The following is a 12,776-nucleotide window of genomic DNA, read 5'->3' on the forward strand; positions in this document are numbered from 1 at the left end:
GCAGGAGATAGGGTGGCGATCGGGGTCTTCTGGTCGAGGGTGAGTGGAATGCCTAGCCTCCCCCCTCTAAGGAAGGCAGGCTAACTCAAGCGGTTCGATTCGCAAGCGGTATTGTTGCCGGATGGTTGGCTAGAGAGAGGCAATCCGCCTGCATTCGCTCGACCAATAACCGAGGTCGAACACCTTATCGCCTTCGCTGTCTATCCGCTCCAAGCCTGACTTCGCGGCATTGTCGAAGATGACGGTCAACTCAGTGAGCAAGGCCAGCGCCGATGCGTGTCGTGGGCCTTCGATCTGGGTCGCGGTGTGGTCGTCATTCATGCCAGCAGGTTATGCCTGGGCGGCTGAATGGTGGGTGAAATAAAGACCCCGAGCGGGTATTGGTTGGGACAGTCCGCTCGGGGCTTTAGTCGAGGAACTGGCTAGGCCATTTCCTTCGGGTCGCAGTGACTGATTGCGCCATGTCTGGGCTAGAGTCTTTGATCTACGTCAAGCGCCAGCACGATTTCCGGCGCTAGGTTTCGAAGTTCGATCAGCGCCATCATTTTTGCGCCGTCAATTGTGAACGTGCCATCGCCATTGCTACGCTCGCGCAGGTCAGCGCACTTGCGATAAGCACCTTCGACACGGGCGGCTAGGTCGGCGTTATTCATATCAGCACCACGGCTCCCGGCGTCCTGTCCATGTTCTTGCCAACCCTTCGGACACCAGCATGTCGCCAATGGACTGGCCATTCCGTGTCAGGACACGCAGGCTGCGGCCATAGCCGTCCTGATCGCGCGAGCCGATACGCTCGACACTGAATGGCCCAGCATTGAGTAGATCGCGCAGCTTATATGTGGCGCGCATTCCAAGCTGATATTCGTAGTCGCAACCGGGAGTGCCGATTTCCGGCGTGTCTATGTCGGCCACCCGGATCTTTTCCCCTCGAAGCCAAATGGTGTCGCCATCGACCACACAGGAATACCGCTGGCCACTTCCGCACAGCTCCATCGATGGCTGGTCAGTGTCATGGCTGGAAAAAAGACCGATCGCTGACTGAGTGGCTGTTGAATCTGTGTCGGCTGGCCAGATCCAAAGAGATATTACCCCAGCCGCTACGCTGGCCAGAAATGCGCCGCCTGCAAGTAACATGGTTTGCCTTCGGCGCTCCTTTTTCCACCCGCGCGTTTCGAAGCGCACAACCTTTGGCTCTCGGCGAAGTTCTCGCACGCCCAGCTTGCGAAACTTAGAACGCCTTCTGGACCGCATCAGGATCGAACCTTTGCCCCCAGAACAGTCGCCAGTTATTCCCGTTATTTGAAAGATTGTTCACCCAACCGCCTAAACGGCGGCGCCACTAATCTTGCGGATCTGAAGCAGGCGCAACCGCCTCCGTCGTTTCTGCAGCGATAGTCGCAGAATCTGATGCCAATGCGGACTGGGGAGGTTTCATCGTAGCCGCCGTCACCGCCATCGATTGACGAATGAAAACGCCTTGCCCGATTTTTTCAAACGCGTCTTGGTACACCACAGCATCGAGGATTGCTTCTTCGTCACCTAGACCGGCCCCATAAGAGTTGGACTTCACCTTTGCCAAAACGAAGTTCAATCGGACGCGAGTAATGCCTGGCGCAAGCTCTTCAACAAAGGCGCTGACAGCTGGGGTCTTCTTGCTCCTTCCGAAACCGACAAATGGAAGCCACGTCATCTTGCTTGATGAAGTGCCTACGCCAGTTATCAACCCAGTATCACGGTCCGCCGCCTGAATACGGTACCCTGCATCTTGGAGCACGGTCATGACGGCAGCAAAGGTCAAATCCTTCGATGCCTCGAAGTCTTTGCTTTGAAGCTGCTGGATTTGAAGTGCTGTCATCTCTGGCTTTTTCTTCGCAACAGCGGGTGTCGCGCTTATGGCCACGGCGACTCCCAAGGTTGCTGCCGCAATCCAGTTCTTCTTCATCATCACCTCCCTAAAATGCGCTCGAGCGACTACGGAAATCGGACACGACTTTCCCCGCATCGAATTTAATAATCAGCGTCATAGTTCTTTGGCTGCTCTCGCTCTTGGACTTTCGTTTGCCGAAGCCAAGTCCGCCGACTACGCCAGCGCCGCCAACGCCGCCGCCCGCGCCGATACCGATCGAAAATCCGCCGCTGGAATCACTAGTTACAGTAGCGTGCCTATCGAAGACCCAAACTTCCTGACCGCTTGCATCAATCGTCGTGATATTAGGTGCACCAAACGCCTCAAGAACTTCGAGTTGCTTAGTCTGACCAACTCGAAGCGTGAGCTGCACCATCCCGTGCGTTAAAGTGTTCGGATCTGCTGCGCCTTCCGCGCGCTCCCGCGCCATTGCCGGGCTGGAAACAGCCATCACTGCAATTAAAGTTGCTACGATAAGATCGCGCATATTCAGCTCCCTTACTGCGAACGTGACAAACACAAAAATTCGAACGGGCATCCTGTGGGTCAGCCCGCTCAGAGCCAGTCAAGGAACTGGAGGTGCCAATTCCCTCGGGTCGCATGGCGAAGATATCATTTGTAAAATGAAAGTAAATGCGCAACGCGGGTCCTCCAAGGACCTCCGGGGTACTGTCAGCGCAAATGCACCTGATTGACGGATCAGGTGGTGAGGGTAGTGCGATGGGATGCCCAGACCCAAGAAACAAGCTAGTCCCTTTCGCTATTTCAACTCAACGCCTGAGGTTATTCGCCTGGTTGTGATGATGTACGTCCGCTTTCCGCTGAGCCTGCGGAATGTCGAAGACCTGCTGGCCGAGCGCGGGATCGACATCTGTCACGAGACGGTTCGGTTCTGGTGGAACAGATTTGGCCCTATGTTTGCAGCAGACATCCAGCGCCAGCGCATAAGCCGGATGCGCGGTTTCCGAAACTGGCGCTGGCATGTCGATGAGGTCTTTGTGAAGATCAATGGCGAAACTCATTACCTTTGGCGGGCGGTCGATCACGAAGGTGAGATCCTGGAAAGCTATGTCACAAAGAAGCGCGACAAATCTGCCGCTCTGCGCTTCTTCAGGAAGGCACTAAAGCGACACGGGAGGGTCGAAGCGATCGTCGCAGATGGCCTGAGATCATACCCCGCAGCGATGCGCGATCTGGGAATTGAAGATCGCCGCGAGATGGGCCGCTGGCTCAACAATCGGGTTGAGAATTCGCACTTGCCGTTCCGACGAAGAGAGCGTGCCATGCAACGATTTCGGCAGATGAAGTCGTTACAGAAGTTCGCCTCAGTTCATGCTAACGTCCACAATCACTTCAACCAAGACCGCCATCTCACCGATAGGCAGACTTACAAAGCAAGCCGCTCAGCCGCCCTGGCTGAGTGGCAAAACCTCATGGCCTGAACCAACGTATGGGAAGGGCAAGCTCTGACAAGTGGAGAGCAGTTAGCGTTAGACTGACAGCACCGCTACGATCGACCGCAAAGCGCCAGGCCTTCATTCTGCTATTCTCTTTCCAGCACGGGTTTCGAACTAGGCTTATGACTCCATCAATGTCCAGTTTCGGATCGCGTGGCGAGAACAGCATTCGGACCAGCCCCGACTAGTCGAAAGGAGAGGGGCGGCAAGTTCCGCGGTACGGCAGAAACGGTTTGCCGCGCCCGCTGCCATATGGGATCATTTGCAGGCGATGGCGGACGCAGGTTCGGAGAAGTCGAGAGGGAACGGGCATGGCGCAATTTGACCTGATCATCCGGGGCGGGACCATTCATGATGGAACTGGCGCGCCACCACAGATTGGCGATGTGGCCATAAGGGATGGAAGGATCGTGGCAGTCGGCCAGGTTGACGGCGATGCCGACGAAGTGATCGATGCCACCGGCAAGATCGTCACGCCCGGCTTTGTCGACGTTCACACCCATTTCGATGGCCAGGTGACTTGGGAGAACCGTCTTTCGCCTTCATCCGGCCACGGCGTTACTACGGCGGTGATGGGCAATTGCGGGGTCGGCTTTGCTCCTTGTCGTCCCGAACAGCGCGACACCCTCGTCAAGCTGATGGAGGGGATCGAGGACATTCCTGAAGTCGTGATGGTCGAAGGGCTGCCGTGGAACTGGGAGACCTTTCCCGAATACCTCGATGCACTCGAACAGCGCGAACTCGACATAGATATTGCCACGCAGATCCCGCATTCGGCGCTGCGCGTGTATGTGATGGGCGATCGCGCAGCCAGTAAGGAGCCCCCTACGGGCGACGATCTGGCCGCCATGCGCAAACTTGTGGCCGAAGGGATCGAAGCGGGCGCTTTTGGCGTGACCACCTCGCGCAATGTCATGCACCGCACCAAGGCGGGTGACCTGGCGCCCAGCCTCTATTCGGATGTCGATGAGCTCTGCGCTCTTGCGGCAGGCTTGAACGACGCCGATGGCGGCGTGTTCCAGATCATTCCCGCTCCCGCGGAACCGGCGGAAGTAGAATTTCCGATCCTGCGCCAGGTGGCCGAGCAGTCGGGCCGACCAGTATCCTTCACTCTGCTCGATGTGCCCAACCAGCCGGGCGAGGGCTGGCGCCACCATTTGGCGGGATTGGAACAAGCGGCCGAGGACGGGCTCGTCATGCATGGCCAGGTTGCGCCGCGCCCGGTTGGGATGTTCTTCGGGCTCGATCTTTCGTTGCACCATTTCAGCAGCCACCCCAGCTACAAGGAGATCGCGCGCCTGCCGCTTGCCGAGCGCGTGGCGACAATGCGTGACCCGTCGTTCCGGGCAAGACTGCTTACTGAGCAGCCCGAAGATACCAATCCGACCACGCTGATGCTCATCGCAGCCTTCCGCGCTGCCTATCAGTGGGACGACACGCCGAATTACGAACCGCAACAGCAAGACCGCGTCGATGCGCGTGCCGAGGCGGCGGGCCTGTCGCTCGACGAATATGCTTACGATGCCTTGCTGGGCAATGACGGGCATGTCGTCTTCTACCTGCCTGCGGCCAACTACACCCAGGGCAATCTGAAGCCGGTTCGCGAAATGCTGGGGAGTTCGCACACCGTCATGGCCCTGGCCGATGGCGGCGCCCATTATGGCCTGATTTGCGATGCCAGCTTCCCGACGTTCTATTTGCAGCGCTGGGTTCGCGATGCCGCTCCTGATGAACGGATCGACCTGCCGGATGCTATTGCGGAACTCACCAGCCGGGCGGCGGCGCTGGTCGGGCTGACCGATCGCGGAAGGATCGCCGAAGGGATGAAGGCCGACCTGAACGTGATCGACCTTGACGCGCTGAAACTCCATGTCCCGACCATCGAGTACGACCTGCCTGCCGGCGGCAAACGCATGCACCAGAAGGCTGACGGTATCGTCGCTACTCTTGTGTCGGGCAAGGTAACCTATCGCAATGGGGTCCACACGGGCGCGCTTCCCGGACGGCTGGTGCGAAGCGGCGAAATGGCCGCCGCCTAGGCGATCGATCGGAAAGCTGGCGGATAGCTGCACTGCAACTTCGGTTTCCGCCACCCGGGATTGGCGAGACATGCCGAGCTGCAACCGGCCTTATCGGAATTTGGGGTTGCGCCCTTCTCGGCTCTTGGGTGTAAGCGGTTTGAGCGCTGCTTGCGACAATCGAGCATTTTCAGCACGGCAGCCCGCAATTGAAAGCATGGCGAACGTCCGGTTCGGGGCCATGCGGCAAAAGGAGAGAGACAATGGCAACGGCAGCCGGTACGCGGCCTGATGATGACCTCGAAACATTCAGGGGGGAGGTCAAAGCCTTCCTCAAGGCGAATTTCCCGGATGAGCTGAAAGGCAAGGGCAACGCCTTGCGTTCGGTCGACGGCCCGACCGAGGAAAACGAGGCGGAGAAGGCCTGGCGTGTCGCGATGGGCAGCCGCGGCTGGGGCACTCCCACTTGGCCCAAGCAATATGGCGGCGGCGGCCTTTCCAAGAAGCAGGCGCGCGTCCTCGAGCAGGAAATGGCCATGGCGGGTGCATGGAACCCGATCGGCGGCATGGGAGTGATGATGTTCGGCCCCACGCTGCTCGAATATGGCAATGAAGCGCAGAAGCAGGAGCATATCCCCCCGATCTGTCGCGGCGAGATCCGCTGGTGCCAGGGCTATTCCGAACCCAATGCCGGTTCTGACCTCGCAAACCTTCAGACTTTCGCTGAGGATAGGGGCGATCACTATGTCGTCAATGGCCAGAAGACCTGGACCAGCGGCGGGCAATGGGCCGACAAGTGCTTCTGCCTGGTTCGCACCGATCGAAGCGACAAGCACAAGGGCATTTCCTTCCTGCTGATCGACATGGATGCGCCCGGCGTCGAAGTCAGGCCGATCCAGATGATCAGCGGCATGAGCCCGTTCTGCGAAACCTTCTTCACCGATGTGCAGGTGCCCAAGGAAAACCTTGTCGGCGAAGAAGGGCAGGGCTGGAACATCGGCAAGCGCCTGCTGCAGCACGAACGGACGAATATCTCGGGCGGCGGCGCGGCGATGCTTAATGCGCAGCCGTTGTCGAAGATCGCCAAGGATTATCTCGGCACCGACGAAAACGGCCAGCTGGCCGATGCCGATTTGCGCGGGCGGATCGCCGATTACGAGATCGCGTGGAACACCTTCCTTCTCACTGCCCGCCGCGCAATCGAGGAATCGAAGGCGCAGGGCGGCGTGTCGGAAATCAGCTCGATCCTCAAGAACGTGGGGTCGAAGCTGGGCCAGCAGCGCGCCGAGCTGCTGATCGAGATCATGGGCTTCCGCGGTCTGGGCTGGGAAGGCGAAGGCTTCACGCAGAAAGAGCTGGAGCACGTCCGCGGCTGGCTCTTCGGCAAGGCCACCACGATCTATGGCGGCTCGACCGAAATCCAGAACAACATCATCGCCAAGCGTATCCTTGGCATGCTCGATCACCAGTAAGGGAGCGCGGAGACAATGGCAGTCCTCAATGAAGAACAGTCCATGCTGCGCGACATGGCGCGCGAATGGGCAGTAAATGAAAGTCCGGTCAACGCATGGCGCAAGGTGCGCGACGCAGGCCTCGATTTCGACGCCTCGAAATGGGCCGAAATGGGCCAGATGGGCTGGACCGGCATAATCGTTCCGGAAGAATTCGGCGGCACCGATTTCGGCTGGATGAGCCTTGGCCTGGTGGTCGAAGAGCTGGGCAAGACGCTTACCGCCAGCCCGCTGGTCGCTTCATCGCTCGCCGCCAGTGCGATCGCATTGGGCGGTTCGCAGGCGCAGAAGGAGAAGTATTTGCCTCAGCTTGCCAGCGGCGAACTGATCGGTACGCTCGCCTTCGACGAAGGCCCGCGGCATCGCGGCGCAGTTGCCGAAACAAGCGTTTCGGGCGGCAAGCTCTCGGGCACCAAATCCTTCGTGCACGAAGCGAACGGGGCGGGCCTGTTCATCGTGCTGGCGAGCGACGGCGTCTGCCTGGTCGAGAAGGGCGAGGGCGTGTCATTGTCCGACCGCGAGCTGGTCGACCGGCGCGATCATGCCGAAGTCACTTTCGCTTCGGCACAGGCGGAAAAGCTTGCCGATGGCGGCGATAATCTTGCCGAGGCGATCCTCGACCGGGCGCGCATTCTTACCGCGGCCGAGATGCTTGGCATGGCGCAATCTGTGTTCGACACCACGCTCGCCTATCTCAAGCAGCGCGTGCAGTTCAACCAGGTGCTGAGCACGTTCCAGGCGCTCCAGCACCGGATGGCGGGCCTCTATACCGACCTTGAACTGATGCGCACCGCGGTCGAAGCAGGCCTCACTGCGCTCGACACTGGCTTCAAGGTGCCGGAGGCGGCGTGCCTCGCCAAGGCCCGCGCCAATGACGTGCTGCACCTGATGAGCCGCGAAGGCATCCAGCTCCACGGCGGCGTGGGCATGACCGACGAATATGACGTCGGCTTCTACCTCAAGCGCGCCCGCGTGCTCGAAGCAAGCTGGGGCAGCAGCGGCTTCCTGAAAGACCGGCACGCCAGGCTCAACGGCTACTGAGCCGGGCGGCATAACGCAGTTTGAGGGCGGGCTCGGACGAATGTGTCCGGGCCCGTCATCACTTCTGGCTAGGTCAGGGTGTTCGTCCGCGTCAGCCGTTTTCGAACAGCGCCCCCAGATCCTTCTTGAGGATCTTGCCGTTGGCATTTCTTGGCAGAGTTTCGCTTAGGAACACGATCTTCACCGGCACCTTGAACTTGGCCAGCCGGTCGGCGACCCAATCCTGCAGTTCCTGCTCGCTTGCCGACATGCCGGGCGCAAGATGGACCACTGCCGCCGGTTCCTCGCCCAGCGTCTTGTGGGGTATGCCGATCAGCGCCGCGTCGGTCACCGCCGGATGGTCGTAGAGGACGTTCTCCACTTCGGAGGAATAGATGTTTTCACCCCCGCGGATCACCATGTCCTTCGCGCGGTCCACAATATAGCAGAAGCCTTCCTCGTCGAGCCGGGCGAGGTCTCCGGTTCGCACCCAGCCGTCGACAAAGGTTTCCGCGGTGGCTTCCGGCCGGTTCCAATAACCCATCACGATTTGCGGCCCGCGTGCCCACAATTCGCCGACTGCGCCAGTGGGAAGGGTATGGCCCTTGTCGTCAGTGATCTTGAGGTCGCTCACCGGGACCGGCGGCCCGCAGCTTTCGGGGCGGTTGAGGTAGTCTTCGCCCGCATGGCTGGTGACCGTCGCCATGGTTTCGGTCATGCCCCAGCCATTGCCCGGCATTGCGCCGAAGATCTCGTAGATCTCGCGCACCAGTTCGGGGGCGGCGGGCGCACCGCCATAGGAAATCGATTCAAGGCTGGAGAGATCATATTTTGCGCGATCGGGGTGTTCGATCATCTGCCAGGCGATCGTGGGAACGCCCCCTGCCAGATTGACCTTTTCGCGCTCAATGATCTCGAAGGCTTTCACCGCGTCCCAGCGGTGCATGTAGATGATCGTGTGCCCGGCGAAGAGCTGTCCCATCAGCCCGGCCGAACATGCGGTGACGTGGAATAGCGGGATCACGGTCAGCCCGACCTTTGGAGCGGGTGGAGGCAACTCCTCGCCGCGCCGCATGACTGACCGTGCAGCGGCATAGGCGGTCGAGAAAATGTTGGTGGTGAGATTGCGATGGCTGCCCAGTGCGCCCTTCGGATGGCCGGTGGTCCCGCTGGTGTAGAAGATCGTGGCCGGATCGTCGGGCGACAGCTCGACATCGGGGATCGTCGCTTCGGGCAGGCCCGCCCAGTCATGCGGTGTGCCGATGATGTCTTCCAGCCTCTCGGTCCCGCCCTCCAGCGACTCAGCACGGGATACAAGGACGGTGCGAAGTTCGGGACATTCGGACCGGTGAGGAGCGATCCGATCCCAGCGCTCGGCATCGCTGATCAGCGTGCTCGCGCCCGAATTGGCTAGGCCGTAGGCGAGTTCGGGGCCGGTCCACCAGGCGTTGAGCGGAACGCAGATCGCGCCGATGGTCGTCGCGGCGAAGAATACCACCGGCCATTCGGGAAGGTTGCGCATGGCGAGCGCAACGCGGTCCCCCTTCGCCACGCCCCGGCGGTGAAGTTCGGCGGCCAAAGTAGCGACCGCGCGGTACCAAGCATCATAGCTGATCCGCTCGTCATCATAGATCGTCATAAGCCGCTGGCCGTGGCTGCGGGCGTGATCGGCCAACACCCTGAGCGAAGCCGGCGCATACTTCCATACGCGGGTGGGCACGCGGCGGATCTCGACCGTTTCCATTTCGAAGCGCTGCCCTGGCGCGCATAGCGTGGCTTCGATCTCGCCCAGCGACATCGCTGGCCAGCCTGCTGATTTTGTCCAAAACGACAGTGTCGCGGAACTGGTTTTGTCGCTCAACTCGCCTCTCTCTCAATCCGGTGTGACTTTCGCAAACCGGATGCTAGGTGCGAAGGCCGTCACTCACAAGCATTGCTATTGGGGAATAGATGATGACCAGTCCGTTTGCCTGCGTTGATCCGTCTTCGCTCGGTTTCGACCCAGATCGTCTCGAGCGGATCGGACCGTTCCTGCAGGCGAGCTATTTGGACAGCGGCCGCTTGCCCATGACGCAGCTTATGGTCGCGCGCGACGGGCAGCCGGTCTACTACGATGCACGCGGAAGGATGGGGGAAGGGCGCGAGGCGCTGCGCGACGATGCGATCTTCCGCATCGCTTCGATGAGCAAGCCGCTCACGTCGATCGCTTTCATGCAACTGGTCGAGCAGTGCAAGGTGGCATTGGAAGAGCCGGTCACCAAGGTCCTGCCCGAGTTCAAGGACCTCAAGGTCTATGGCGGGGGCGGCGGAAGCATTCCGTTCGCGCCCGGCACTCCCGCACCGACGATGCGTTTTGTGGACCTGCTGACCCATATGTCCGGGCTGACCTATGGGTTGCAGAACCGCACCAACATCGACGCGGTCTATCGCGAGCACAATCTCGACTTTGCGCGCAGCCGCCACACTTCGGATGACGTCATCCGTATTCTGGCCGACCTGCCACTCGAATTCGCGCCCGGGCAGGGCTGGAACTATTCGATTGCGACCGACGTGCTGGGCATTTGTGTCGAGCGGATCAGCGGCATGCGGCTGGGCGACTATTTCCGTGAGCATATCTTCCGCCCGCTGGGCATGACCGATACCGCTTTCGGCATTGCCGAGGGGCAACAGGACCGGCTGGTGGATGCCTATCAATATGCTCCCGGCGGCCCACCCAAGATGATCGACGCCGGCCCGACCAGCAAGCTCAACGAACCGGGGCGGTTCGACAGCGGCGGCGGCGGACTGTGCGGCACGATCGCCGACTATCACCGCTTCACAAAGATGCTGCTCAACGGTGGCGAACTCGACGGTGCGCGCATCATCAGCCCCAAGACGCTGCGTTTGATGCGGACCAACCGTCTGCCGGGCGGAGCGGACCTGACCCAGATCTCGAGCAGCCTGTTCTCCGAAAGCAACAATGCCGGGACCGGCTTCGGCCTGGGTTTTGCGATGGTGATCGATCCGGCCAAGACGCTGATGCCCTCGAGCCTCGGCGAGTTCTACTGGGGCGGTGCCTATTCGACCGCATTTTTCGTCGATCCGCTGGAAGGCATCACCTGCGTGTTCATGACGCAGGTCTACCCCTCCAGCACCTATCCAATCCGGCGCCAGCTCAAGACGCTGATCTACGCTGCGCTTAACGACAGCCGGATTTAGCGGGCAAAGTTTGGCCTCAGTCGGGCCCGGTCGCTTTCGCGACGCGCCGCTTATGGCCGAGATGCAGTCCCACGGGAATGCAGATCGCCATCAGGCCACCGACCCACAATCCGCTCTCCGGATCGGCGACGATTACTGCTACCAGGAGGGCAGCGGTGATCGCCAGTATCAGTCCAGGAAGCACCGGATGGCCCTAGGCGCGGAACGGGCGCGGCAGGTCGGGCCGGGTCCAGCGCAAGGTGAAATAGGCTGCATTGTAAAGCACGGACGCAAGAATCGCTGCAGCTACCTGTATCTTGAAAACGAACACATAGCCGCCAGTCAGGATCATCGGGATAGCGATGGCAGTGCCGATCAGCATGGCCACCCAAGGGGTGCCGCCGCGGTTCACGTAAGTCGCATGGTGCAGGAACAGCCCGTCGCGGGCCAGGCCGAACAAAATGCGCGGGTGCGTCATCACCAGTGCGTTGAGCGTGAACAGTGCCATGATCGCGGCGGCAAGGCCGGTCAGGGTGTGCCCAGCGGGGCCAAGCAAGCCTTCGACCACCATTGCGACCGGCAATTCCGATGTCCGCATCAGATCAAGGTCGAGCACGGTGAAAACGCACAAATTGATGACGAGATAGACGACCAAGATGATGGCAGCCGAACGAAAGAAGGCGCGCGGGATGTTGCAGGCGGGATTCTCGTCTGCCTCGGCGAAGAAGGTGGGCCCCTGCCATCCGTCATATGCCCCCAGCACGATCTGGAATGCCGTGATCAGCGCGACCCATCCGATAATGCTTCCCTCCCCGGCGAGGCCGAGAGGCGCATCGCCGGTTGCAGGGGCTGCCGGACCCGCCATTATGGCCGCGATCACGACACAGGCCAGCAGGCTCAGTTTGATCGCGAGGCCGAGGATGTTCGATACGCGCCCCTCTTCGACGCCGGGCAGGTTGAGCAGGGTCACCGCGAGCATCGCTATGACCGCCACGGTCGGCTTGTTGGCCGCAACCAACGGCACCACACTGCCGAGGAAATCCGCAAAAGCCAGCGTCAGTGCTGCGCCCCCGGCGGCATAGCCGGCCCATACCGCCCATCCCGCCAACAGGCCCATGCTGTCGCCAAAGGCTTCACGCACCGGCACATAAATGCCTCCCGCCTTGGGGAGGGCCACGGTCAGTTCCGCGGCGACATTGACTGACAGGAACACATAGACGCCGCCCAGCGCCCACAGCAGCATGGCGATCCAGAACACCGGAACCTCGTTCGCGACGACGCCGGGAGTCCGCAGGATGCCGGCTCCGATCACAGATCCGGCCATGGTCATCCCTATCACCTTCGCGATTTTTGATCTGGTCGCGCGCGTGATGGCGTATCGGTGCGAAGGGGGCAATTATGGCGCTGCATTCGACAATTTCCGCATATCTGCGGATCGTACTCGTGGCCTTCGCCTTACTGTCGCCTCAATTCCTCCTGACCGCGCCTGCGCAGGCGGTACATACTTCTTTGATTTGTACAGAACGAACCGCGACGGTCGCAATTGGCGGGTCGGGCAACGAGAACGGATTCGAGGTCAGCCTGACTCAGGAATTTTAGGGTCCCGAGCCCACCAAGAACTCGCTTCTGATTAGCGACGGCGTCCAATTCACCTGAATTGGGCGCCGGTGAACTATGGCACTTACAA

14 protein-coding genes are annotated in these 12,776 nt (G+C 60.5%); 6 read left to right on the forward strand and 8 right to left on the reverse strand.

The window, feature by feature from the left end; all coding sequences use genetic code 11:
* Positions 1-129: 129 nt before the first annotated feature.
* The 5 genes from VRS74_RS03845 to VRS74_RS03865 all read right to left on the reverse strand — a co-directional run bounded on the left by VRS74_RS03845 (position 130) and on the right by VRS74_RS03865 (position 2,393).
* Entirely contained in the window at positions 130-321 is a 192-nt protein-coding gene (locus VRS74_RS03845) for a hypothetical protein (protein ID WP_354143923.1), read from the reverse strand.
* 149 nt (positions 322-470) lie between these two features.
* Entirely contained in the window at positions 471-653 is a 183-nt protein-coding gene (locus tag VRS74_RS03850; protein ID WP_354143924.1) for a hypothetical protein, read from the reverse strand.
* Position 654: 1 nt separating this feature from the next.
* The gene (locus VRS74_RS03855; protein ID WP_354143925.1) at positions 655-1,134 is read right to left on the reverse strand and encodes a thermonuclease family protein; all 480 of its coding nucleotides are present in this window, start codon (positions 1,132-1,134) and stop codon (positions 655-657) included.
* A gap of 205 nt (positions 1,135-1,339) precedes the next feature.
* On the reverse strand, positions 1,340-1,945 hold the full coding sequence (locus VRS74_RS03860) for a hypothetical protein (RefSeq protein WP_354143926.1): 606 nt from the start codon (positions 1,943-1,945) through the stop codon (positions 1,340-1,342).
* Between the two features lie 7 nt (positions 1,946-1,952).
* Positions 1,953-2,393 carry a hypothetical protein gene (locus VRS74_RS03865; RefSeq protein ID WP_354143927.1) on the reverse strand — a complete coding sequence of 147 codons (441 nt, stop codon included), beginning with the start codon at positions 2,391-2,393 and terminating at the stop codon, positions 1,953-1,955.
* A gap of 238 nt (positions 2,394-2,631) precedes the next feature.
* Here VRS74_RS03865 and VRS74_RS03870 point away from each other — a divergent pair, with 238 nt between their 5' ends.
* From VRS74_RS03870 to VRS74_RS03885, 4 genes are all read left to right on the forward strand, one after another.
* Complete coding sequence (locus tag VRS74_RS03870) at positions 2,632-3,348, forward strand: IS6 family transposase (protein WP_354143928.1); 717 nt, start codon at positions 2,632-2,634, stop codon at positions 3,346-3,348.
* Between the two features lie 326 nt (positions 3,349-3,674).
* Positions 3,675-5,402, forward strand: a complete 1,728-nt coding sequence (locus tag VRS74_RS03875; protein WP_354143929.1) for an N-acyl-D-amino-acid deacylase family protein — start codon at positions 3,675-3,677, stop codon at positions 5,400-5,402.
* Between the two features lie 242 nt (positions 5,403-5,644).
* Positions 5,645-6,853, forward strand: coding sequence for an acyl-CoA dehydrogenase family protein (locus tag VRS74_RS03880; RefSeq protein ID WP_354143930.1), 1,209 nt, complete (start codon positions 5,645-5,647; stop codon positions 6,851-6,853).
* Positions 6,854-6,868: 15 nt separating this feature from the next.
* Positions 6,869-7,933 carry an acyl-CoA dehydrogenase family protein gene (locus VRS74_RS03885; protein WP_354143931.1) on the forward strand — a complete coding sequence of 355 codons (1,065 nt, stop codon included), beginning with the start codon at positions 6,869-6,871 and terminating at the stop codon, positions 7,931-7,933.
* 91 nt (positions 7,934-8,024) lie between these two features.
* Here the strand turns inward: VRS74_RS03885 and VRS74_RS03890 are convergent, their stop codons facing one another.
* Positions 8,025-9,710, reverse strand: coding sequence for a class I adenylate-forming enzyme family protein (locus VRS74_RS03890; RefSeq protein ID WP_354144142.1), 1,686 nt, complete (start codon positions 9,708-9,710; stop codon positions 8,025-8,027).
* A gap of 155 nt (positions 9,711-9,865) precedes the next feature.
* On the opposite strand from VRS74_RS03890, the gene VRS74_RS03895 reads away from it, so the two are divergent.
* The gene (locus tag VRS74_RS03895; protein ID WP_354143932.1) at positions 9,866-11,110 is read left to right on the forward strand and encodes a serine hydrolase domain-containing protein; all 1,245 of its coding nucleotides are present in this window, start codon (positions 9,866-9,868) and stop codon (positions 11,108-11,110) included.
* Positions 11,111-11,126: 16 nt separating this feature from the next.
* On the opposite strand, the gene VRS74_RS03900 is transcribed toward VRS74_RS03895, so the two are convergent.
* Positions 11,127-11,294 carry a hypothetical protein gene (locus VRS74_RS03900; protein WP_354143933.1) on the reverse strand — a complete coding sequence of 56 codons (168 nt, stop codon included), beginning with the start codon at positions 11,292-11,294 and terminating at the stop codon, positions 11,127-11,129.
* A gap of 9 nt (positions 11,295-11,303) precedes the next feature.
* Positions 11,304-12,419, reverse strand: a complete 1,116-nt coding sequence (locus tag VRS74_RS03905) for an APC family permease (protein ID WP_354143934.1) — start codon at positions 12,417-12,419, stop codon at positions 11,304-11,306.
* A 68-nt stretch (positions 12,420-12,487) separates the two neighbouring features.
* On the opposite strand from VRS74_RS03905, the gene VRS74_RS03910 reads away from it, so the two are divergent.
* Positions 12,488-12,688 carry a hypothetical protein gene (locus VRS74_RS03910; protein WP_354143935.1) on the forward strand — a complete coding sequence of 67 codons (201 nt, stop codon included), beginning with the start codon at positions 12,488-12,490 and terminating at the stop codon, positions 12,686-12,688.
* Positions 12,689-12,776 lie beyond the last annotated feature (88 nt).

The organism is Altererythrobacter litoralis (assembly GCF_036324225.1).
In the GTDB taxonomy this organism is placed as follows: Bacteria; Pseudomonadota; Alphaproteobacteria; order Sphingomonadales; family Sphingomonadaceae; genus Erythrobacter; species Erythrobacter litoralis_A.

Excerpts from the sequence above, each read along its gene's own strand:
- VRS74_RS03845 (WP_354143923.1), bottom strand. The coding sequence starts at position 321 with ATGAATGACGACCACACCGCGACCCAGATCGAAGGCCCACGACACGCA.
- VRS74_RS03850 (WP_354143924.1), bottom strand. The coding sequence starts at position 653 with ATGAATAACGCCGACCTAGCCGCCCGTGTCGAAGGTGCTTATCGCAAG.
- VRS74_RS03855 (WP_354143925.1), bottom strand. The coding sequence starts at position 1,134 with ATGTTACTTGCAGGCGGCGCATTTCTGGCCAGCGTAGCGGCTGGGGTA.
- VRS74_RS03860 (WP_354143926.1), bottom strand. The coding sequence starts at position 1,945 with ATGATGAAGAAGAACTGGATTGCGGCAGCAACCTTGGGAGTCGCCGTG.
- VRS74_RS03865 (WP_354143927.1), bottom strand. The coding sequence starts at position 2,393 with ATGCGCGATCTTATCGTAGCAACTTTAATTGCAGTGATGGCTGTTTCC.
- VRS74_RS03870 (WP_354143928.1), top strand. The coding sequence starts at position 2,632 with ATGCCCAGACCCAAGAAACAAGCTAGTCCCTTTCGCTATTTCAACTCA.
- VRS74_RS03875 (WP_354143929.1), top strand. The coding sequence starts at position 3,675 with ATGGCGCAATTTGACCTGATCATCCGGGGCGGGACCATTCATGATGGA.
- VRS74_RS03880 (WP_354143930.1), top strand. The coding sequence starts at position 5,645 with ATGGCAACGGCAGCCGGTACGCGGCCTGATGATGACCTCGAAACATTC.
- VRS74_RS03885 (WP_354143931.1), top strand. The coding sequence starts at position 6,869 with ATGGCAGTCCTCAATGAAGAACAGTCCATGCTGCGCGACATGGCGCGC.
- VRS74_RS03890 (WP_354144142.1), bottom strand. The coding sequence starts at position 9,710 with ATGTCGCTGGGCGAGATCGAAGCCACGCTATGCGCGCCAGGGCAGCGC.
- VRS74_RS03895 (WP_354143932.1), top strand. The coding sequence starts at position 9,866 with ATGACCAGTCCGTTTGCCTGCGTTGATCCGTCTTCGCTCGGTTTCGAC.
- VRS74_RS03905 (WP_354143934.1), bottom strand. The coding sequence starts at position 12,419 with ATGACCATGGCCGGATCTGTGATCGGAGCCGGCATCCTGCGGACTCCC.
- VRS74_RS03910 (WP_354143935.1), top strand. The coding sequence starts at position 12,488 with ATGGCGCTGCATTCGACAATTTCCGCATATCTGCGGATCGTACTCGTG.